17 protein-coding genes are annotated in these 21,411 nt (G+C 37.6%); 10 read left to right on the top strand and 7 right to left on the bottom strand.

Annotated elements, in window-relative coordinates; translation table 11 throughout:
• Window positions 1-165 precede the first annotated feature (165 nt).
• The 7 genes from AOG26_RS11455 to AOG26_RS11415 all read left to right on the top strand — a co-directional run bounded on the left by AOG26_RS11455 (window position 166) and on the right by AOG26_RS11415 (window position 8,296).
• Window positions 166-2,265, top strand: a complete 2,100-nt coding sequence (locus AOG26_RS11455) for a TonB-dependent siderophore receptor (RefSeq protein WP_054562609.1) — start codon at window positions 166-168, stop codon at window positions 2,263-2,265.
• A 450-nt stretch (window positions 2,266-2,715) separates the two neighbouring features.
• Window positions 2,716-4,014, top strand: a complete 1,299-nt coding sequence (locus AOG26_RS11450; RefSeq protein WP_054562608.1) for a PAS domain-containing methyl-accepting chemotaxis protein — start codon at window positions 2,716-2,718, stop codon at window positions 4,012-4,014.
• A 463-nt stretch (window positions 4,015-4,477) separates the two neighbouring features.
• On the top strand, window positions 4,478-4,792 hold the full coding sequence (locus AOG26_RS11440) for a DUF6572 domain-containing protein (RefSeq protein ID WP_054562606.1): 315 nt from the start codon (window positions 4,478-4,480) through the stop codon (window positions 4,790-4,792).
• Window positions 4,793-4,894: 102 nt separating this feature from the next.
• Window positions 4,895-5,224 carry a hypothetical protein gene (locus AOG26_RS11435; protein ID WP_152966961.1) on the top strand — a complete coding sequence of 110 codons (330 nt, stop codon included), beginning with the start codon at window positions 4,895-4,897 and terminating at the stop codon, window positions 5,222-5,224.
• A 528-nt stretch (window positions 5,225-5,752) separates the two neighbouring features.
• Window positions 5,753-6,376 carry a hypothetical protein gene (locus tag AOG26_RS11425; RefSeq protein ID WP_054562603.1) on the top strand — a complete coding sequence of 208 codons (624 nt, stop codon included), beginning with the start codon at window positions 5,753-5,755 and terminating at the stop codon, window positions 6,374-6,376.
• A gap of 960 nt (window positions 6,377-7,336) precedes the next feature.
• Window positions 7,337-7,738, top strand: a complete 402-nt coding sequence (locus AOG26_RS11420) for a hypothetical protein (RefSeq protein ID WP_054562602.1) — start codon at window positions 7,337-7,339, stop codon at window positions 7,736-7,738.
• Between the two features lie 111 nt (window positions 7,739-7,849).
• Window positions 7,850-8,296 (top strand): hypothetical protein, encoded by a 447-nt coding sequence (locus AOG26_RS11415; protein WP_054562601.1) that lies wholly within the window; start codon window positions 7,850-7,852, stop codon window positions 8,294-8,296.
• A gap of 345 nt (window positions 8,297-8,641) precedes the next feature.
• Here AOG26_RS11415 and azu read toward each other — a convergent pair whose 3' ends face one another.
• The 7 genes from azu to AOG26_RS11380 form a co-directional block, all read right to left on the bottom strand.
• Window positions 8,642-9,097, bottom strand: coding sequence for an azurin (azu, locus tag AOG26_RS11410; protein WP_054562600.1), 456 nt, complete (start codon window positions 9,095-9,097; stop codon window positions 8,642-8,644).
• A 327-nt stretch (window positions 9,098-9,424) separates the two neighbouring features.
• Window positions 9,425-10,231 (bottom strand): glucosamine-6-phosphate deaminase, encoded by an 807-nt coding sequence (gene nagB / locus AOG26_RS11405; RefSeq protein ID WP_054562599.1) that lies wholly within the window; start codon window positions 10,229-10,231, stop codon window positions 9,425-9,427.
• Complete coding sequence (locus AOG26_RS11400) at window positions 10,219-11,103, bottom strand: ROK family protein (RefSeq protein WP_054562598.1); 885 nt, start codon at window positions 11,101-11,103, stop codon at window positions 10,219-10,221. Before AOG26_RS11400 ends, nagB begins: the two co-directional genes overlap by 13 nt.
• Window positions 11,104-11,108: 5 nt before the next feature.
• On the bottom strand, window positions 11,109-11,810 hold the full coding sequence (locus tag AOG26_RS11395; RefSeq protein WP_054562597.1) for an N-acetylmannosamine-6-phosphate 2-epimerase: 702 nt from the start codon (window positions 11,808-11,810) through the stop codon (window positions 11,109-11,111).
• Window positions 11,811-11,824: 14 nt separating this feature from the next.
• On the bottom strand, window positions 11,825-14,170 hold the full coding sequence (locus AOG26_RS11390) for a sodium:solute symporter (RefSeq protein WP_082401614.1): 2,346 nt from the start codon (window positions 14,168-14,170) through the stop codon (window positions 11,825-11,827).
• 141 nt (window positions 14,171-14,311) lie between these two features.
• Complete coding sequence (locus tag AOG26_RS11385; RefSeq protein ID WP_054562596.1) at window positions 14,312-15,016, bottom strand: transcriptional regulator NanR; 705 nt, start codon at window positions 15,014-15,016, stop codon at window positions 14,312-14,314.
• A gap of 82 nt (window positions 15,017-15,098) precedes the next feature.
• The gene (locus AOG26_RS11380; RefSeq protein WP_054562595.1) at window positions 15,099-16,064 is read right to left on the bottom strand and encodes a DUF4862 family protein; all 966 of its coding nucleotides are present in this window, start codon (window positions 16,062-16,064) and stop codon (window positions 15,099-15,101) included.
• Between the two features lie 139 nt (window positions 16,065-16,203).
• Between AOG26_RS11380 and AOG26_RS11375 the strand changes: the two genes are divergently transcribed.
• The 3 genes from AOG26_RS11375 (at window position 16,204) to AOG26_RS11365 (ending at window position 21,276) form a co-directional block, all read left to right on the top strand.
• Entirely contained in the window at window positions 16,204-16,980 is a 777-nt protein-coding gene (locus tag AOG26_RS11375; RefSeq protein ID WP_054562594.1) for an alpha/beta hydrolase, read from the top strand.
• Between the two features lie 165 nt (window positions 16,981-17,145).
• Window positions 17,146-20,052, top strand: coding sequence for a TonB-dependent receptor domain-containing protein (locus AOG26_RS11370; RefSeq protein WP_054562593.1), 2,907 nt, complete (start codon window positions 17,146-17,148; stop codon window positions 20,050-20,052).
• Between the two features lie 123 nt (window positions 20,053-20,175).
• Complete coding sequence (locus AOG26_RS11365; protein WP_054562592.1) at window positions 20,176-21,276, top strand: cyclically-permuted mutarotase family protein; 1,101 nt, start codon at window positions 20,176-20,178, stop codon at window positions 21,274-21,276.
• Window positions 21,277-21,411 lie beyond the last annotated feature (135 nt).

Here is a 21,411-nt window from a genome sequence, read left to right as displayed (position 1 = left end):
TTTTAATTTCTGTTGTTTGCGAGGCTAGTTCTCGGCTGTTTAATTGTATATCATACTATAAATGATAAGTATTATTAATTGCGTATACAGATAATTGATAATGTAAGCCCTTACCTAATAACTACAAGCTTTATTGAATAACTACATTCATACCTGAGAGATAGAATGAACAGATACCAAAAATCAGCCCTTTCAATCATGATTAGCGCAATTTTTACATCTTCCGTATATGCCACTACAGAGCCATCAGATATAGAAAAAATATCTGTGTCGGGTGTAAGACAAGCTTTTCGTGGGGATGTTCCTTTAAATGAGCAGCCACAATCTGTCGAGTTTATTTCATCAGACACACTTCATGAGGCTGGTGTAACCACCTTAAGTGACATTTTCGATTTAACTCCAAGTATTTCAGAACAAAATGATTTTGGTGGTTTATGGGAAAGCTTCGCTATACGTGGTTTAGTGGGCGATGAGAATATTCCATCAGGCTTTTTAATTAACGGTTTCTCGTCTGGACGTAGCTTTAGCGGTGTTCGTGATACGAGTAATATTGATTATGTCGAAATCATGAAAGGAACTGGCTCTGCACTTTATGGACGCTCTGAGCCTGGCGGTACGATTAATATCATTACAAAAAAACCGCAGTTTGAACAACAAGGCTATGTAAAAGTGACAGCTGGTAGCTGGCAAAGTTATCGCGCAGAAGGCGACTATACTAACGCAATTACGGACCAAGTGGCCTTTAGAGTTAATGGTGCAGTTGAAGATAGTGAAGGTTTTAGAGACTACCATGAATCGGAAAAAACGGTATTAACACCTTCAATTTTATGGCTAATTTCAGATAAAACGAAGTTGAATTATGAGCTAGAGTACGTTGATCAAAGTTTAACTTTCGATCGAGGTATTGTTGCTGTAGATGGTAAAATTGATGCACTACCCATTGAAACTTTTTTAGGTGAGCCAAGTGATAAACCTACAGAAGTTAAGGCTATTTCTCATCAGCTTACCCTTGAGCATCAATTAGGAGAATGGTCGCTTCTAACAGGTATTAGTTATAGCGATTCAGAGTTTTTGAGCGAATCAAGTGATGCTGAGCTTGCTCCAAGCCGACAAGTTTATTTTATTGATGGCGTGACACTGAGCAGACAACATAATCAACGTGACTTTCAAACTAACTATATATCTGCACGTTCGGAGCTTAGCGGTAGTATAAAAGCTGCTGGTTTCACTCATCATCTTTTAATTGGTGCTGATGCTAGTAAGTTTGACTTTGATAAGATTTGGTACAGATATCGCCCGACTCTCGAAGACACGAGTTACGCTATAAATATGTATGAGCCTGAATATGGTAAAACGGCGCCTGAAGGTTCACTGTTATTCGACACTACAGAAGTACAGAATAGCTATGGTATTTATATTCAAGACCAAGTCGACATCACTGAAAAATGGAAAATGCAAATTGGGGGTCGTTACGATTGGTTTGATCAAAGAATTGATAACCATAAAAACGTAACCCGTTCAGATGCTGACAAAAGCACATTCAGCCCTCGAGCAGGTTTAGTGTATGCTCATTCTGATGATCTACAATTTTATAGCAGTTACTCTGAAGGGTTTAGACCTAATAGCGGTTTCGATGCTGATGGAGAAGCATTTGAGCCTGAAGAAACAACCTCTATTGAAGTTGGAGTTAAGTTTAATACCGACATTGTTAGTGGTAGCTTTACAGTATTTAATGCGCAAAAGAGCAACATGCTAAGCACAGACTTACAAGCAGGTGTATCTAGGGCTCTAGGCGAGGTTACAAGTGATGGTGTTGAACTAGACTTACACGGTAATATTACAAGCCAAACTTCGTTTGATCTTGCATACACTTATACTGATGCCAAAACAGCAAAAGATACGGTTAATACCGATTGGTGGGTTAGTTTGCCAAAAGGTAGCCCTTTACTGAATATTCCAAAGCACAGTGCCAATGCACAAATTAAACGAGATCTTAGCGATTTAATCGATTCGAATTCAACGGTTGGTGTGTCTGTTCAATATGTTGGTGAACGTTTAGGTGAAGCGATTGATCCTACCTATTATTTACCTTCATATACCTTGGTAAATCTATTTGCAAATTACCATGTTAATGATGATTTGAGCTTACAGTTTGTTGTAAATAACGTATTGGATAAAACTTATTACGCTAATTCATACTCTGCAATTTGGACTCAACCAGGTGAGCCATTAAATTATAAGGTTAGCTTAAAATATAATTTTTAAACTAGACCAAAATACAGCAGGCTAGAGCACTTAGCTCTTACTCATATTCATGAGTAAGAGCGCCGCTGACACTGTTAGAGTTAAAAGTAAAACGAACCTTCGGGTTCGTTTTTTGTTTTATAAGGTGGTGGTTTTTTACTCTAGAGACAGAGTTCACACTGAAAATACAAGAGAGGGAGTTGTACGCAAATATACTTTTCTATTGTGGTAATGCGAAAGCGTATTGCAAACGATAATGTAAGGCTCTGAACTAGAAAAAGTGATCTTTTATAATCCTCGAGCAGTAAGTAAGCTCTTTGTAAACTATGTTTGGAGCTTAGAGTTAACTTACATGGTTTCTAACTTCTCTTTGTACCCATTCATCTTAATGTACTATTAATAACCAACTATATTTGTATGATGATAAAAATTAGTCAAATCTTGAGTTCATAATCCAAAGGAACATACCTAATGTGGTTTACTAATCGCAAACTGTTATCCGAAAATATTTATTTAAAAGAGCAGGCTGCTGAATACGAAAACATAAAGCATGAGCTCAAAGAAGAGATGTTGTATTTTCTACTGAACAAAAATAGCACCATCATTGAAGTAAATGAGCGATTTGCAGCAGCGCTAGACCTTCAAGCGAATGATCTAATTGGTAAAAACTTAAATGATTTGCTCCTAAAAAAATCAATTAATAAACCCCACACACAAAAATTACTCTCGGCAATAAATAAGTTAAACCATTGGCACGGCGCCTTACAATTACAAACTAATACAGGTCGTGAACTGTGGCTCAGGAGCATTTTACAACCAATAAATGGCGAACTTGCCGTGTATTCAGCTGAACTGACAAGAACCATATCTCAATCAAGAGAGAAAGAAGATATGCTTACTGCCCTCAGTCGCTCTTCTGCTGTGATTGAATTTAGCCTGGATGGCATAATACTCAATGCTAACGATAACTTTTTGAAAGCCATGGGGTACTCTCAAGATCAAATACTAGGAAAGCACCACAGTATGTTTTGTGATCCACATGAAGTTGAATCGAGTGCTTATAAACAGTTTTGGTCTGAGCTGAAGCAAGGGCGCTTTATTTCAGATCGTTTTAAAAGGATTGATAGCCACGGTAATGAGGTATGGCTTGAAGCCTCATATAACCCAATTCATGACGACAATGGTGATTTATATAAAGTTGCTAAGTTCGCGACTGTCATTACAGAACAAATGAAAAGAGAGCAAGCAATCTCACAGACTGCAGAGATTGCTTACGATATTTCAAAGCAAACAGACGCAGATGCAGAAAACGGTTTAGAAGTTGTTAAGCAAACAATATCAACGATGAAAGCCCTCTCTAAGAAACTCGAAACAGCCAGTGAAGGTATCAATAAATTAGATGTACAGTCAGCTAAAGTAGCTGACTTGGTCGATAGTATTAAAGGTATTGCAGACCAAACTAATCTTCTTGCTCTCAATGCTGCAATAGAAGCTGCAAGAGCTGGAGAGCAAGGACGCGGTTTTTCTGTTGTGGCTGATGAAGTAAGGCAGCTTGCTTCAAGAACGAGTGCCGCTACTGAGCAGATAATAGGTGTCGTGACTGAAAATAAAGTACTAACACAAGATGCGGTAACTCAAATTGAATCTAGTCTAGTAGAAGCAAAAGATGCATTAGAGTTATCTAATAGCGCAGGAAGTGTAATCGATGATATTCAAAAAGGTGCTAAAGAAGTGGTTGAGGCCGTCAGTCAATTTAAAACGAATCTTTAGTAAAGGGTTATCGAATAAAGGAGTAGTTGTTCAGGGGAAGAACACTATAAAATTATATTCACATGAAAGTTTAGGGTGTCTAATAAATGTATGAAAGGATTTTGAAAGGACTCTTGTTTGGCATATTAGGCTACACAAGTACTATGTTTGGAATGTCATATAGAAGTAGTGAGCAGTTCATTTTAGCTCAAAAACGCTGCTTAAATGGCATTTTAGAGTCTTGTTTATCAGATAGTGATAAAGCCACACTACTTGCTAGTTGGTCACCTTATAATTTGTACTATTTAATTGTTTTAATCATTAGCTTTGCAATACTAATATTGCTAGATGACATATTGAAATTTGTGTCACTTGCATATAGCAAGGCAAATCAAAAGCGCTGACAAAACCAGTTGCTTTGCTCTTGCCTGACAAACCGCATGTCACAAAGACTTAAATATCACGTAACTTAAGGAATCTGAACATGGATGACCCTATTGAGAACTTAGATAAAATCGATATCGTTGGAGAAAGAAAAGATGGTGGTGTCGATTTGGTTATTGTATTGTCAAGTGCACTAAGGGATTGTGAGTATCACGAACAACTTCTGAAAACTAAGATTCAAAGTTATACGGATACCATCTTCTCCGATGAGTGGATATCCAAGTATGGTCAGGGTAATAGCGATATTTATATCAAAGCCCAAGTAATGCCTGAACAAGAAATTATTAATCTAATAGGTGCAATTAAAAAACACCTAAAGGAATTCAATATTGATTTGTGGTTGGAAGTTGCATAACAAATTAAAGCTGCATATTGCTATAGCCTTTTCGTATTCCGAATAAGCAGAAAAATATGTAGCTCGCACTATCAAATTATTATGCATCTAGGGACAGACCAAATGGACGCAGGCATTGAACTTAATATCAGCTTCAGATTCTTGGCTCTTTCAGAAGAGTTAGTAAGCGAAGCTAAATTAAGCCTTAAAGTCTCATCTTGTAGACCAAACAAAAAGCTAGGTGGTTATGTTGTATGTATTCCTCTGACTCAATCTTCTCTGGTATCGATAACAAGTTTTGTGACATCAAATAATATAAAAATAGAAAATACAGATATCTTCATTTCGTTTGCTACTGAATATGACTCTAGGATCTTAAAGTTACCAAGCCTTATTGCAAAGGCTTCTGTTTATATTGGTTCACCAGTTACTCTTTCTTATACGGTAGTTTAGGTGAAGTTCAAATCTCACTCACTTCGTTCGGTAGAACAAACAAGCAGCTTCGTTCCGTATTATAATTCAAGAGTATAAACGTGGTTGCTTTAAATCACCATTTGGGTAAAAGTAGCCCTAACAATCTAATAAACAAGGACAAAAAAACAGTTTGCTGTTTTGGCTCCTCAACATTTAGCAAACAATTTTTAGCCCCTTATCGGAGCGTTGATACTTATGGAAGATTTCTGCACTTGTCTCGAAAATTAAAGTTTGTAACTGCAATATCACAGATGACTGAAAATGGTGCCCCCATTTATGGCGGGTTTAATCATTTCAGAGGTGAGGCTATATTCACGTCCACTATGAATACGTGTTATTTCGAAGACAAAACTCTCGTTAAGGTCAAAGGCGGAGGTTTAAATGGTAGCAACTATAAATGCTCTAATTCTGGTGAGTTTTACAGAGTAATGAAATTTGATAGGTTGTAATAAACACGTATATAAAAAAATTATGTCGCCCGGAAGCTGATTGGGGCAAAAGGAAAGTATGAAGTTTGTTTTTAAGTTTATTGGGTTGATTTGGACTATTTCTTTCCTTTCATTTTTTGTTCTATTTATCTACGTTGGAAGTGGAGGTGAAATACCTCCTTTAGCTCAAGAGTATGTGATCTACTTTCAGGCAGTTTTATCGTCTTTTCTCACTTCAAACTGGTTTTATGTTGTTTTTGTAGTTGGTTGGTTTGGAGTTTGTTATGGACTAGGAAAAGAAAGTGGTTGGCAAAACTTAGCTAAAAGATACAGAAAAAATAATGACTGTGATTTAGAAGAAAGCTTCCGAATTGGAAGTGGGTATATTGGTAAAATACGACATAACGGAATCTTAAAGGTTGCAGCAAATAACAGGGGGCTTTATTTAAGAGTGCTTTTTCCCTTTAAGTTTGGTCATAAAAACCTGTTTATTCCCTGGCAAGAAATCTCGGCTGTTACATTACAAAGTGGTTTATTTTCAGAAAATACTCCGAGCTTTCTCAAGTGTATGGCTAAACCGGTTTCAAAAACTGAGTACTTAAATATTCAACTACATGAGTTCCCAAAGCAGCGTTTAACTATTCAAAGTTCTGAACAATTACTTCGCTATATTCCAAAAACCTTTAGAGGTAGTGCTGAGTGAATGGTTGATAAATGACCGTCTCGGTCACTCATTAGTGCTCGTTGGGACAAAAACACGCAGGCTCCCTTCGCTCCCTTTCGTATTATAGCCTGCGTATTTGTGTGGACTTCCCAGAGATTACCCTACGCTCTGTAAGTGAAATAGAAGAGTATTCTTTTAAAAAAAATACATAACAAGCCGCTAAATACTTATTTTCATTACCTGGCTAAAATTTATAAATTTTAGCCACTTCGCGCCTACAACAGGCTTGCGGAGCGATACGATTAAATCCTCTATCGCACTTTTGTCCATAAACGAGCTATGCCCTTAAGACTCTGCCCATACCGAAAACTCATCTAGTCACCATAAAACCCCTCACTTATCTCATCACATAGCTTGGTTCGGTAGATAATCTCACTGCATTACTACTGAAATATCGCTCTCGAAGGATCTTAACTACTTTTAAACTTGATCTAGATCAAAGAAACTTCATTCGTAGCAATCTATATTACGCGGCTGCAATTTTCGCTGCTTTTTGAATCTAGATTAGCTTTTAAAAGCAATACTCCATCATCGTGCTTAAAGGTGTGTCATGGCATTACTCATCAATAACAAATGTATTAACTGTGATAAGTACTAGGTGCCAGAATTTAATGAGGAAAAACAAATAGTTGAATTTTGCTGTGTTCTTTTTTGTGTTGGTGATTTTTGACTAATCAACAACAAAGCTAAGTATTAACTAAGTTTGATGGAAAAGCAAATTGTATTAACTAAATCGACTTTTTTATCAATTTTATGCATTTTTTCACACGCTTTCCCTCCTTGATTTTCACTTCAATTACGACGTAACACAGCGCTATTAGTTCGTAACACAGAATGATAAATGCGTAACACAGAGATGAAACTTACCTCTGTTACTTACTATTCGTTACCATCACATAAGCCTAGTTAGTGTTAGGTAAAACACTAACTAGGAAACTCATGAGTACATCAAAATCACAATTCATCAGAGAGTATCAACGCGCGAGTAAATCACCTTGGGATGACAATTCAACAATTCTACTTTTAGCAGATGTTGACGAAGCGTCTACAAGTGACTCAATCGAGCTTAGTTTTAGCCATTACATTTATATGCACAGAGATAGGGTAGGCAGTGTATTGGGTATAAGCATCTCAAAGCAGCTTTTTGATGATAATCCTGATTTTTCAGGGCGCTATTTAGATGGTGTAGAAATGTATGCTTTTTTGCTTCTGTATATTGAGCAAATAAAAGAATTCTGTCATTTATTTTCAGCAGAGTTCGAAGCGATATTTTTAATTGAACCAACAACTTTCTTCAGTCACGCTGAAGATAGCTGGTTAGAAATCATCGAAAAAAGTTAAAACTGGCGAACCCTTGGGTTCGCTTTCTTAATATTTCCCCTTCCTCGTTCCTTTTTAGTTAAAAGCCGTAACTGCGGCTTAAAACCCATACAAAAATAAAGGAGCATATCTATGTTTAGATATATATCAACGCAGGATCTTCTAACTTTAGTTGACTCAATCCGCAGTATCATTCTCAAAAACGACCATAAAATTAATCATTTAATGTTAAACAAAGAGAACCCTGATTTTGAGGGGCTTTGGTCAATTGTCGAGCCTGATGTTTATGTCAATAAGCAACTGAACTATCGTGGTGTAAAAGTGTTGTTTTATAAAATGATGGTTTTTCTGCTCGAAGATATTCAGGAGGACACCTTTGATTATTCGGATTACGATGACCAACCTTGCAACGAAAACCCTGAGCGCTTTGATGATCTATTCGATACGGAATTAGAGAATGACTTCGATGATGACTTTAAGGAAAAAATTGAGCGTGAGTTCGAGCCAGAGATTAATAATGAGCGTACTCGAAACTCTATAAAAGAGACCATATCGCAAATCAAACAAACGCATTCATAGGATAAAGAAAGCTATTTTTGCATTTAAAAATAGCGGCCTAATCATAACTCACGAAATACGCCACGAGCCGTTATTTGCCGGCTCACTACTCAATGTCTGGGTAGTCAGAGTTCACTCTGATAATACTTGTGAGGGAATTGTACGCAAATATACTTTTCCATTGTGGTAATGCAAAAGCGTATTGCCAACGATAATGTAAGGCGAGGCTTGAGGGCAATGAAGGAGTAGCGTGCTACTCCTTTTTCAATTTATTAGTTCACTTAATACAGTGATAATTTTAGATATAGTGGATACTTTAAATAATTAGATATGAAGGCACTTAAGTGTGGCTTAGTCATAGAATCATTATTGTACTAATTTGAATTTCCCTTGCATTATTGACCAATGACCAGGTGATGCGCAGAAAAAGACATATTCATCTTCTTTATTGAACAAATCGGTTTTAAATGTCACTGAAGTAGACTCACCTCCACCAATAACCTTCGAAACCACAATTGCTCTCGAGTCATTTGGCTTTACATAATTATTCTTAAAACCAGCTTCAAAGCTGTCATTCGTTAACCCTATTAAATCCTCTTTTTTGGAGATAACCAAATTATGTCCCATTAAAGCTGCGGGTAATTCCCCAGTGTTTTTTAAATTAACAGTGATTGCTGAGCATGTTGCAGGTACGGTTATTTCGTCCTTAGAAAATGTCATATTGTTAGTAGCTTCTATATCGACAGTACAATTGTCTTGTGCATGAGCAGCTGAAATGAACCCTGTGAAAAATAGACCAAGTAAAATGTTACGGATAGACATGTGACCTCATTTATAGTTGGAGAAATTAGAATTGAAATTATCAAGTTACGCCTTAACTCTCTAACTAATAAATTAAATCTATTTGATTGATAAAACAGATGCTTTAGAGGTAATAGATAAAGATTTTTATTTAATAAACGTTGGTTTCATATTTTAAGAATGTAAGGTGAAAGAAGAGTGGGGAAAGCATTTAGACTGAGCTAAAAATTTACTCGACTAAGTAGTAATTAAATACATACTATCAACGATAGATAAAAATGCTTACTCAAGAAGAGGACAGGATTAACTCATCAAGAGCAAGCATGACAACAAGTATAATTCTGTTTTTTATAAATCCTTAAAGTAACCATGTTTCTTTACGATGGATTCATTTTGGTTAGCGACCCATTGAAGATATTCTTTATTATCTAGTTGACTCGCAGCTGCTTCATCTAAAAGAACAATTGTATTTGGGTGCATTTGCAGTGCTGACGCAGGGCAGTTTGCAGATAATGGGCCATTAACCATGTCTGATACGGCTCTTGCTTTTGCTTCGCCTGTCGCTAACAACACGATATATTTTGCATCTAAGATAGTAGCAATTCCCATAGTCATTGCTAACTGTGGTTGGCTTTCACCTTTCTCAAAAAGGCGGCTATTATCTTGAATTGTTTGAGGAGTTAGGGATTTTATTCGAGTACGCGATGCTAAACTTGATGTTGGCTCATTGAATCCAATATGGCCATTAGCGCCAATACCAAGTAGCTGTAAATCAATTCCCCCAGACTCTTGGATTAGCGCTTCGTAATGTTTACCTTTCTGGCTAGGGTTTTGATATTGATTACAAGTTGGTAGGTATGTGTTTTTCAAATTTATATCGATTTTTTCAAATAACATGGAGTTCATGAAATAGCGATAACTGTTTCTATTACCTTCATCGATATCATAATATTCATCTAAATTAAAACTGGCAGCTTTGGAAAAACTGATCTCCTGTTTCTCATAAAGTTTTACTAATTCTTTATAAAGTTCAATTGGCGTACTACCTGTTGCTAGTCCTAACGTTGCTGCAGGTTTTAGTTGAAGTAACTCTTTAAAAAGTTGAGCTGCAAAAAAAGCAACCTTCTGTTTATTATCAAAAATTAAGACTTGCATAGTTCAACTCCTTTCAGCTTTTGCGCGTAATAGTGAACACCAAGCATATCCGCGTTCGCGCCTGTAACGGGTTTAATGAGAGTTACTTGATATAAACTTGAAGCTCTTTTGATTCTTTCATTTACCATTTCAAAAAAGAGTTCTGAGTTACCTACACTGCCACCAAGCACCACATGCTGATTACCGAGTGTAGCTTTCATATTGAAGATCAGTTCTGAAATTGCATCAGCTGCTTGATTGATTACTTCATTGACAGCTCTTAGCTGCGAAGAGTAGTCAAATGCAGTTTTACAATCGATAATTTCACCTAATACTGAGGAGGCATGTTTAGCGATGGCTGTTCCTGATGCTATTGCTTCTACACAGTTACTTCGCCCGCAGTGGCATGGATAAACGTTATTATTTTTAACGGGGACTGTTGTATGACCTAGATGAGCACAAAACCCATCTTGGCAAGTTATTAAGTTGCCATTACAGACAATGCCTGCACCTACACCTGTGGACACAGTAATGTATACAAAATCTTGTTTACTTAAGTTCTGGTTTAACTCGTATTCAGCCCAAGCTGCAGCTGCAGCATCATTAATAATAGTGACGGGCAAATTGGTTAACTCTTCTAAACGGGATTTCAGTGGTAACTTTTTGCCAGCAGAGAGAAAACTTACTGAATCTTGACTAACTTGCCCTGTGCAGGCAACGTTCACGCTACTTGATTTTGGTAACCAATCTTTAATTAAATCAAATAGATAATTAGGTAGAGATTCAAGGTTTTGATGAATTATCGAATCGACTTTTTTACTCTTTAGAATTTGGTTTTCCTCTATAAGAGCACACGCGATTTTTGTTCCACCAACATCAATTGATATATCCATATTTGCTACGCTCTTGCTTGGCTTTCAATGCTATCAACAAACCAATTGGTTATGTGCTCAATACGTGTAATTGCAGATCCTACAGTGACGCAATGTGCACCCATTTGCATACCAATTGCAGCTCTCTCAGGTGTGTTATATCTACCTTCAGCTATTACAGGCACCCCGACTTCTGCAAGATCACTGACGAGCTTATAGTCCGGCTCGTTAGGCGTATTTGATAAATCTAGGTAGCCAGACATTGTGCTACCTATGAAGGTACACCCTGCATTGAAAAGTAAGCGGCCCATTTTATAATCCGCACAGTCAGCCATTGCTATACACCCCTGTTCATGAATAGTTGCGAGTAGGGTTAAGCAATCAACAGGGCGTGCTCTATCAGTGCCATCAAAAGCGATTATTTTTGCTCCTGCTTTAGCTAGCGCAATGACATCTTCAACATACGGTGTAATGCGTATAGGCGAATCGTTTAAATCACGTTTCACAATACCAACAATTGGAACCTTGGTTATTGAAGCAACCGCTCTTACATTTTCAACACCTTCAATTCTTAGTCCTTTAGCTCCACCTGCAACAGCTGCTAGTGCCATTGCTACAATATGTTCAACCTTATCCATTGGACCATTATCGACTGGTTGGCATGAGGCAATTAAGCTTCCCTTAAGAGAAGTTAAGAGTTCGGCCTCGAGTTGTAGGTTCTTTGACATGATTTTCTACCTTGCTATTTGTTCATCGTAAATAGAGTTAAGCCATTTAAATCTTTCTGGTGCTTAGGGCTGATAAGGCTGACTACGTAACCAATAATTAAACAAGTCAAAATACCGATTGTTCCGTATAGGTAACCGTTAGCCCAACCAAATTGCCAAGCCGATATCATGACGAGTACACCACTTGTGAGGCCTACAATTGCACCTAAAGAGTTTGCTCTTTTAGTTAATGCCCCTAGTACAAATATTCCGCCTAATGCCCCCATGAACATACCTATCACTTTGAAGTAAGCCTCCATTAATGAACGAATCTCAGGGTCGATGAAGATAAGACCGACGAGTGTTCCAAGTAAGCCAGATAAAAATGTTAATGCTCTAGCTACTTTCATGTATGACTTTTCATTTTTGACTAACTGAAACGGACGTACGAAGTCAGTCACAACAGTTGTTGCAATTGAATTCATACTGGTAGATACAGTTGACTGAGCTGCGGCAAAAATACCTGCGATTATTAAACCTGCTACTCCGATTGGTAGCTCATTTGAAATAAATGCCGGGAAGATTTGGTCGATTTGCAGGCTTGGATCAAGCTTTTCTGGGTGTTGTTGATAGAACACATACAATCCAGTACCAATACAAAAGAAGAGTAGTGCGCCGGGTGCTGCAAGCCATGCATTTGCCCAAATAGATTTAGTAGCTGCATTTGAAGATTCGGTTACCATGTATCGTTGCACTACTGCTTGATCCGCTGTATAGCTAGAAATATTTTGGCCAATGCCGCCGATTACTATGACCCAAATTGATAACGTTGTTATGCTATTAAGGCTAAAATCAACATTTGCAAATGTGAATTTATTATCGGCAATGCCTATTTCGATAAAGTGAGTAAATCCACCATCTAATCCCATTATGATGATTGCAAAGCAAGCAAAAGCACCTATTAGCAATACGATAGTTTGTACTGTATCTGTCCAAATAACGGCTTCAACACCGCCTAAAGTACAATAAAGTAAGCACAAGACTCCCATAATAAGAACACTTTCGGCCGCGCTAAGTGGAGTAACTGCGGATAATGCAAGTGCAGTAAGCGCCATTACAATACCCATCCTTCCAACATGGAATAACGTAAATAATCCGCTCGCAAATAATCTCACGGGTAGATTGAATCTTTTTGATAAGTATTCATAAGCACTTGTTGCATCTAGTTGTCGGAAAAATGGAATCGCAACGTAAACTGCAATAGGAGCAACAGCAATGATCATCCAAATACCTAGTAATAACACCCAGTCGGAGCGATAAACGACAGCAGGTAATGCAATATAAGTAAGGGAACTTAGCATTGTTGCATATATTGAACAGGCCGCTGCCCACCAAGGAATAGACTGACCACCTCGGAAGTAGTCATCTGTATTTTTATTTTTGAACATAAAGAACAAACCGACAGCTACAACAGCTAGCAAATAAACGACTAGCACTAACATGTTAACTAAACCAAAGTCTTTATTTGTGTTTTTAAGCTGTAATCTTGCAATTGAATCAGAACCGCTTTCACTATTGTTGAATGAAGCTACTAGTTCTGTGCCAACTAACTTTGCTTGAATAGTTCTAAGGTAAGGGCTTGCTTCATGATATTCACTCCATGCCTTTGTTACAGTATTAAACCCAATTACCTGTGCTGATTGAGTCATTACTAAGATGTGTGATTGTGCAAAAGCAGAGCTAAATGAAATTGGGTCTAATACAGCTATTTGATTAGCTGGTGCTATAGATTTCCATCCACTTTCTTTTGATAAAAATTGGCTAACTTTTATTTTTTTCGTCGGCGAGCTTAGCTGGCTAATGCTATATATCGCTATTTTTTCACCGTCACTTTGAGCTGCTAAATAAACGTTTTTTACAGCACTATTTGGTGACACAGGTGTCGGCAAAGATTGCCATTGGGCTTGCTCTTCTTGCAAATCTAAAGAATAAAAGAGCCATTTTTTTCGGTAGCCAACAAGATATAGCTTATTCTCTAAGATAGTAGCTTGGAACTTATCAAAGTGATTAGGAAGAACAGAAAGCTTTTCAATTTCTTGCTGTGATGAATTTTGATTAAAAGATACCTTCTTGGTGACTAAATTATCAGCTTTGTTACTACTAATAACTATGTAACTATCACCGTAAAGTAAAATTAGAGATGAGGGGTCAACATCGAGTTCTGGCTGCTTTTCATTATTAAATATCTGAAAAGCTAATGGGTTGCTAATAATATCCGGCTCCACAGCTTGTGCGTCTTGTTGCCAAGTTGATTGTGTATTAGCTGATGTTGATGATACATACATGAATAATACGATGATAAATATAATTATTTTTTTCATAACAGCTTCTTTTTGTTATCCTGTATACCTGTTATACCAGTGGTGAGTCTAAAAATCCATCATTAATTTAAATTTCAGGCACAAAAAAAGGCTAATTTATAGCCTTTTAGGATGTTGCTTGTTCAACTTTATGGAGAGTTATTACCCGTAGTACTTATCGAAAACGTAATCTATATGGGCCATAAGCTGTGCATCAGCTCCTTCAACATCGCCATTCTTTATACATTCAAAAATAGCAACATGGTCATCGTAGCTGCGTTTATTCAATTCAGCAGTATTAACTCTGTCTGGGCGTGCATCGATCAACCAATCAACTAAAGCTTGATGCACCGCAAGAAAAATCGGATTGCCAGGTATAGAAGCGATAACTCTGTGGAAATAAATATCAGTTTTTCTAAATTGGCTGTCGTTTTCAATTGCTTTGCCATTTAATTCTAGTGCATCCTCCAGTTCTTTTATTTGACTTGGAGTCGCATAGGCTGCTGCATGTCTGACTAAGCTTGATTCGAAGAAACGGCGAAGCTGGTCAAAATACTTTAAACCATTTGGCTGTGCTAAAAAGTCTTTAGACATGCCTGAAAGCTCTGAGATGATAGTATCAGCAGAAGGGCGAGTTACTCTGGTTCTTTCACCACTGCTGATCTTAACTAAGCCTTTTCTCGCTAATGCAGAGAGTGCATCTCGAATTGATGGTCTGCCGACACCGAAAGCCGCCATTAAATCTCGTTCAGATGGAAGAGCTTCACCTTCAGCTATCTCACCCTGGCGGATCATGAGTTCTAATTCTTCTTCAACAGTCTCTGAAAGTTTCTTACGTTCTACAGGGCGTGTTACTTTTAACGACATGTCTTTAACCTATCCTCTATCAAGCTATCATCCTATCATACCGAAGGGTCTTAGATTAGCAAATTAACCAAAACAATTATTTTTAAATTCTATTTTCTAATACATTTTTTATCACAGCTACAGTGTCATGTATGCACTTTATTTTTTCTTCTGTAGCTCTAGATGTAGGTAACAAGGAAATTTTACAGCCAATGAAGTCAAGCGAGCTTGAGTTTAATTCGTTAATAGAATCTTTTATTGCTTGAGTATCTAATTCCGAGTCTTCTAATGTAGGGTCTTCCAAGGACTCCAAAGAGGGTGGCATATGGCTATCACGCCATTTTCCATAAATGTCAGAGCTTGCACTTGCCCCTGAAAAGATAAACCCATTGAGTAATTGTTTCGCATTACAGGCCTTTATATGCTCTATTGCTCCTAACTTACTTTGAAACTCGATCGCTGATCGACCCCAGTTTAAAGAAAAAGCTATCCCACATTTAGACTCTTGATTAACTTTACTTACAATTGCTAGTTCAGACTCTAAATCCATAAAGCCTTTTTCAAAAGGATTTTCTGGCTGCCATGCATCACAATGTTCAATTAGTAACTTGGCACCATGCCAATCATATGAACATAATTCTAATAAGGATTTTTCAAGTGCTTTATCACATCTATATTGTGGATTAGATGGAGCAGTATGAATTAATACATGAGTTACAGCCTGTTTCTTTAATTGCTTATTAATAGTGGCAATTGCTTCAGCCGCGCCTTTGTAAAATTGCATCGCCTTTTCTCGTCCAGCAGCTTGATTTGAAGCTAGGCCAAAAGACGCATCCTGATTGAGAGCCATCATTGTTCCAGGAATACAAGTCAGAACATATGTCCATCTTGCACTGAGCATGCTCAAATACCACTGCTCATCGAAGGAATGCAGTTTAGAAGTGAATGGTATTTCCAGCCCATCGATTGCATCGTTTCTTTTTAAAGCATCGTAATAGTTTGATTCTTCTTCTTTGTTCCATGTGTTGTTAGAAGGTGCAGATGCATAAGCGCCAACAATCAGTTTCATGTAAATCCCTCAGAATGAGTACTTTTAATGAAAACTCAAAAGTACATTTTTAAATTTTATTAATATTTAAATTATTATGTTGGTATAGCTGTTATACCAGTGGTATGGTTTTTACACAAGTTTAATTAGAGAAACAATCATGAAAATCTTCAAATACGGTGAAGACTCACAGCAATATTGCCAATTATATCGTCCTGATAATACACAAATGGTGCCAGTTCTTATCGTCATTCACGGTGGATACTGGAAAGATAACCATAGTTTAGATAGTTATGCGACTAAACGAATCGTTGAGTATTTTGCTGATAAAAATATAGCTGTCTGGAATATTGAGTATCGCAGAATGAATGCTTTTGGTGATAATCACAGTGCGCCTTGGCCAACTTCATTGTTGGATGTTGCAATGGCCGTTGATTATTTAAAAACGATCGAAAGAAGTGAGTATTTGGATCTTGAGAATATAACTATTGTTGGTCACTCAGCAGGGGGACATTTGGCTACTTGGTGTGCTTCACGAAAGAATATTAACAAGGAAAGTCCTCTATATCATAATGATCCATTAAAAATAAAACATGCGATTTCTATATCAGGAGTGGTGGACTTGAGACGCTCCGAAGACTTGGGGCAACCTGAGCAAGTTACAAAGTTATTGTCAGGTAATAACTTTCAAATTGCATCAAGGCTAAGGGATAGCAATCCATTAGAGCTGCTAGATTCTAAAGTGAACTACCATTTCCTCCATGGCACCGAAGATGAAGAAGTGAGTATTAATCAGTTATCAAGTATTGAGCAAAATTCAAATATCTTAATCGATAGATTGAAGGGCAAAGACCACTTTAACTTTTTTCCTGGTTTCACATCAGATTTACGTTGTTGGAACAAAATAACTGATTTAATTCAGTCAACTCTAACTTAGCTTCTTATTAATATTCAATAATTTAGATATTTCCGAATAAGTTTATATCATTTTGTTATTACTTTTTTGTGAACAAAAATATTGCTGAAGGTATACTGGTATGATAGGTTGACTGGGTGATATTTGAGCTGTTGTCACTTTTTTACGATCACATAGAGGGAAACCATGAATAACAATAAAAGTATTTTTCACATGTCAGCGCTTGCGACATGTATTGCTGCGGCGATGAGTCAACAGGTTGTTGCAGAGGAAGCTAAAGCTGAAAAAGGTATTGAGCGTATAAATGTTACAGGCTCAAATATTTTCAAAGGTAGCGTAAATTTTACATCTTCATCTCCAGTAGTTGAGGTAGGTAAAGAAACAATTGAAGGGATCGGTGCAATTTCTATTTCAAATACGCTAAGCCGATTACCTTCTGTCACTGCAGGCACAAATGATGCGTCGAATAATCATGATGGTGGCGGTAGCTCAGGTATTAGTACTACTTCGTTACGTAATTTAGGTACGGCACGTACTCTTGTATTGGTTAATGGCCGTCGTTATGTATCAGGTACCTCTGCTGGTGATGGGTATGGTGTTGATTTAAACTCTATCCCTACATCTATCATCGAACGTGTTGATGTTCTAACTGGTGGGCAATCTGCAATTTATGGTTCAGATGCAATTGCTGGTGTGGTGAATATCATTACTAAGAAAAACTTTGATGGCGTAGAGATTAATGCTTTCGGAGCAGATTCAGATGCAGGTGGTGCTGCTCGTCAAAATATAGATTTTACTTATGGTAAGAATTTTGATGGAGGCAATGCTTGGGTTTCATTGGGACTTGCGAATCAAGATAACTTAAATGCTCGAGACCGTGACTTCTCACGAAATAGTATCAATGTACTGGATGATGATGGCGATGGTTTAAGAGAAACATTGCATGTTCGTAATGGGCCAATGCATGTTGATGAAGGTGCTTTTAAGTTTGGTGATTTAAGTATATTCGGTAACGGTGATCCATTTAGCCAAAATGCACCCACAATTACTTCAGATGGTCAGCTTAACGGTGAGAGTGATTTCTATAACCAGACTTATTATCGTAAAGCAATTGCTCCATATACACGCCAGTTTGCTGCTGCAGGTATGACTTTTGATATCTCTGATAAGTTATTTGCAGATCTTGAAATAAACTACTCAGAAGTTAACTCATCAACAAATATTGAGACAGCACCTTTAAGCGTAGTAAACGACGTTTTTGTCGTTAACCGTGGCGGTACGACAGGCATCGATGTTGCGAATAGCCCTTTCTTTAATGGCAGTAGTGCGCAGAGTCAGTTGCTTCCTTATCTATTAAATAGTGGTGATGGCAGTACTTCTTTAGATCGAGTAGAAACATTTCGACGTCTTGCTGAGTTTGACAATCTTGGTGTTGAAAATAGAAGAACAACTTTCCGTGTAGCTGGTAGCTTAGATTATGAGCTAGACAGTGGTCTTCTGTGGAGTACATCTGCAGTTTACGGTACGACTACACAAGTTCAAAAAAATACTGGCGATGTAAATTTAGTTGCTCTTCGTTCTGCACTAAATATTGAAGAAGATGGAAATGGTGGCTATCAATGCGCTGATGTAACAGACAGATGGCAAGGTTGTGTGCCAGTTAACCCATTTGGTACTGTTGATAGTGAGCTAGGCCAAGCAGGAATCGTTGGTTTTTCTGATGAAGCAGTTGATTACATCTCTGTAGATACCGGTCAAAATGGCGTAATCAAGCAGTATGTTGTTAATAGTGCATTATCGGGTGAATTACCATTTACTTTAAATGATGAAAATCTAAGTTTTGCAGCAGGTATTGAATATCGCCGAGAAGAAGGTGCTGAAACTCCAGACGCTTTTAGACAAGCAGGTATTACCAGACGCCTACAGGTATTCCCTACAAAGGGTAGTTTTTATTCGTACGAAGCATTTGGAGAGCTTTTTGTCCCAGTTGCTGATTGGTTAAGCGTGAGTTTAGCATTGCGTGCAGGGGACTACTCTTCAATTGGCAGCACTTCCACTTATCGACTTGGTTTAGATGCACCGGTTAATGATTACGTTCGTTTTAGAGCGAGTGTATCTAGTGCGGTTAGAGCACCAAACGTGAATGATCTATATTCATCAGGCTCTGCCAGTGCAACAGGTGGGCATGATGTGTGTGATGGCGTTGATGCAAGCACCACTGGAAATATTGCTGAAAACTGTCGCAGCATTGCCGCAATTTCAGACCGCATTGATTCTACCGGAGCATTTACATTAGTTGGCTCAGAAAGCCAGAATGAGCGCTTTTTGCAAACAGGGTCAACGGACCTTAAAGAAGAAACCGCTGATACCTATACATTAGGTGCCATCTTTACGCCAGTAGAAGCATTCTCGTTATCTGTTGATTATTATTCGATTGAAATTGAGGACGCGATTTTAAATGTTGGTGCTGGTGAGATAATCAGTCGATGCTATGACGTTGACCCAAGTGAATTTGATCCAACATGCGGTGGTAATGTTGTACGTGCAGTAAATGGCCCAATTCTTAATATTACCTCTCAAGCTATTAATGAAAGTGAAGTAAGAACTAGTGGTGTCGATATTGAAGCATATTATACATATGAAGGGTTCGACTTAAGCTTATCAGCTTCATACCTTGACGAGTATGTAACGACCAGTGCCGCAGGTGTAGAGCGAGATTATAAAGGTGAAGTTCTATACCCTGAATTCCGTTACACCTTACAAAGTACTTATAGTCTTACTGATGATATTAGCCTTTTTGCTCAACTCACTTATCGTGATGAAACGCAAAATGACGTTAATAATGATGTGAACCAAACATTATCAGACGATATTAATACCCTCGACTCAGTTTATTACTTAGATGTTAGAGCATCATACAATGTAACCGATTCATTGAATGTGTATGTTGGTACTAACAACCTATTTGATGAGCAGCCAGATATTATCCCACGCTTGACTGTGACCGGATCTGCGGCGGGTACCAATACAGAGCCGAGAGCTTATGACATTATTGGCAGACAATTTTTTGCTGGTATGAAGCTCAAATTCTAATTGATTCTTCCTGTGTTAGAACCAAAACCTAATCTTTAAGATTAGGTTTTTATATTTTAAAAAGGGTTAAAAGTGTTACGAATTATAATCTTAGGCTTTACTTTGCTGATATCAAAGAATCTAATGGCAAAGGATTTATATAAGCAAACATTCGATTTACAGTGGCAGAAAGTAGCGGAGTTAGAAAGTAAAGATAGCCAAGGTAAGCCTATTGGATTATCCGCTATGTTTACAGGAATAATAGATCATTACTTAGTCATTGCAGGTGGAGCAAACTTTCCGAATGGACATCCTGTTTTTGATAAGGCAAACAAAGTCTTTCATAGCAACGTGTATGTGTATGATATTCAAAATGGAGCTTTTGACCTAGTTGCACAAGGCCAATTACCAGTTCCTCAGGCATATGGAGCGACGATCAAAACAGAGAATGGCTTATGGCTAGTTGGTGGTAAGAATGAAAATGGAGATATGAATGTCGTACTTGAGCTAACGCTTGATCGTCAGCTTCAAGTACATACTCGTCAAATTACTACTTTGCCGTTTACATGGTCAAATGGTGCGGCTGATATTTTCAATAATGAGTTATATTTGTTTGCTGGCAATTGGGATGGAAAAGCCCAAGCACAAATGTGTCGTTATTCCTTCTCTAAAAGTGCTTGCGAAGTTACTTCTATTCCAGGCTTACCCCGAGTGCAATTTGCAAGCACAAGAATTGCTAACAAGTTTTATATTTTTTCTGGTATTGCCCAAACACCAAATAGTACTTCTCATGTACTAACAGATAGTTACAGTTTTGACTTCGAGCAACTCAATTGGCAAGCGTTATCTGAAATAACCTTTAGTGGAAAACCTTTCTCTGTGGCAGGGGGAAGCGCATTAGCTTTGGATGACCAGCATGTTTTGATCTTGGGTGGGGTGAATAAAAAGGTATTTGATGATGCCTTAAAACAACTCACTACGTTGGAAGGTGAAGAGTTAATTAATTTTAAGAAAAAATATTTTGCAATGTCACCTGAGGAATTTAACTTCAGCCGCCAGCAATTTATTTTCAATATTCCAAATAATGAATGGCTTACTTTGAATAAACGTGTGCCATTTTATGGTGGCGCAGGGCCATTACAGACGGTTTTAGATCAGAAGTTTGTATATTGGTTATCTGGAGAGATTAAAGCTGTAGAGAGAACGCCGGCCATATATCGAGCATTAATAATTAACAAAAAATAAACATTAAGAATTTTTTCGTATTCTAAAGGTGTAACTGTTGACCTATTATACCAGTGTCTCATATAAAGGTTCACGCTTTTGCTGTTGTGATGACAACCACTTTGCGTAACTAATTTTGTTGTTTAGTCACGTAAT

Origin of the sequence: Pseudoalteromonas sp. UCD-33C (assembly GCF_001306895.1) — a bacterium.
Taxonomy (GTDB): domain Bacteria; phylum Pseudomonadota; class Gammaproteobacteria; order Enterobacterales; family Alteromonadaceae; genus Pseudoalteromonas.
Note: the sequence above shows the minus strand (reverse complement) of the source record. Positions and strands in the feature narration are given on the sequence as shown.

What these genes read in the sequence shown, in the direction of transcription:
- AOG26_RS11415 (WP_054562601.1), top strand. Translation starts at nt 7,850, where the DNA reads ATGTTTAGATATATATCAACGCAGGATCTTCTAACTTTAGTTGACTCA.
- AOG26_RS11425 (WP_054562603.1), top strand. Translation starts at nt 5,753, where the DNA reads ATGAAGTTTGTTTTTAAGTTTATTGGGTTGATTTGGACTATTTCTTTC.
- AOG26_RS11440 (WP_054562606.1), top strand. Translation starts at nt 4,478, where the DNA reads ATGGATGACCCTATTGAGAACTTAGATAAAATCGATATCGTTGGAGAA.
- AOG26_RS11455 (WP_054562609.1), top strand. Translation starts at nt 166, where the DNA reads ATGAACAGATACCAAAAATCAGCCCTTTCAATCATGATTAGCGCAATT.
- AOG26_RS11390 (WP_082401614.1), bottom strand. Translation starts at nt 14,170, where the DNA reads ATGAAAAAAATAATTATATTTATCATCGTATTATTCATGTATGTATCA.
- AOG26_RS11450 (WP_054562608.1), top strand. Translation starts at nt 2,716, where the DNA reads ATGTGGTTTACTAATCGCAAACTGTTATCCGAAAATATTTATTTAAAA.
- AOG26_RS11400 (WP_054562598.1), bottom strand. Translation starts at nt 11,103, where the DNA reads ATGGATATATCAATTGATGTTGGTGGAACAAAAATCGCGTGTGCTCTT.
- AOG26_RS11435 (WP_152966961.1), top strand. Translation starts at nt 4,895, where the DNA reads ATGGACGCAGGCATTGAACTTAATATCAGCTTCAGATTCTTGGCTCTT.
- AOG26_RS11420 (WP_054562602.1), top strand. Translation starts at nt 7,337, where the DNA reads ATGAGTACATCAAAATCACAATTCATCAGAGAGTATCAACGCGCGAGT.
- azu (WP_054562600.1), bottom strand. Translation starts at nt 9,097, where the DNA reads ATGTCTATCCGTAACATTTTACTTGGTCTATTTTTCACAGGGTTCATT.
- AOG26_RS11370 (WP_054562593.1), top strand. Translation starts at nt 17,146, where the DNA reads ATGAATAACAATAAAAGTATTTTTCACATGTCAGCGCTTGCGACATGT.
- AOG26_RS11375 (WP_054562594.1), top strand. Translation starts at nt 16,204, where the DNA reads ATGAAAATCTTCAAATACGGTGAAGACTCACAGCAATATTGCCAATTA.
- nagB (WP_054562599.1), bottom strand. Translation starts at nt 10,231, where the DNA reads ATGCAAGTCTTAATTTTTGATAATAAACAGAAGGTTGCTTTTTTTGCA.
- AOG26_RS11395 (WP_054562597.1), bottom strand. Translation starts at nt 11,810, where the DNA reads ATGTCAAAGAACCTACAACTCGAGGCCGAACTCTTAACTTCTCTTAAG.
- AOG26_RS11380 (WP_054562595.1), bottom strand. Translation starts at nt 16,064, where the DNA reads ATGAAACTGATTGTTGGCGCTTATGCATCTGCACCTTCTAACAACACA.
- AOG26_RS11365 (WP_054562592.1), top strand. Translation starts at nt 20,176, where the DNA reads ATGGCAAAGGATTTATATAAGCAAACATTCGATTTACAGTGGCAGAAA.
- AOG26_RS11385 (WP_054562596.1), bottom strand. Translation starts at nt 15,016, where the DNA reads ATGTCGTTAAAAGTAACACGCCCTGTAGAACGTAAGAAACTTTCAGAG.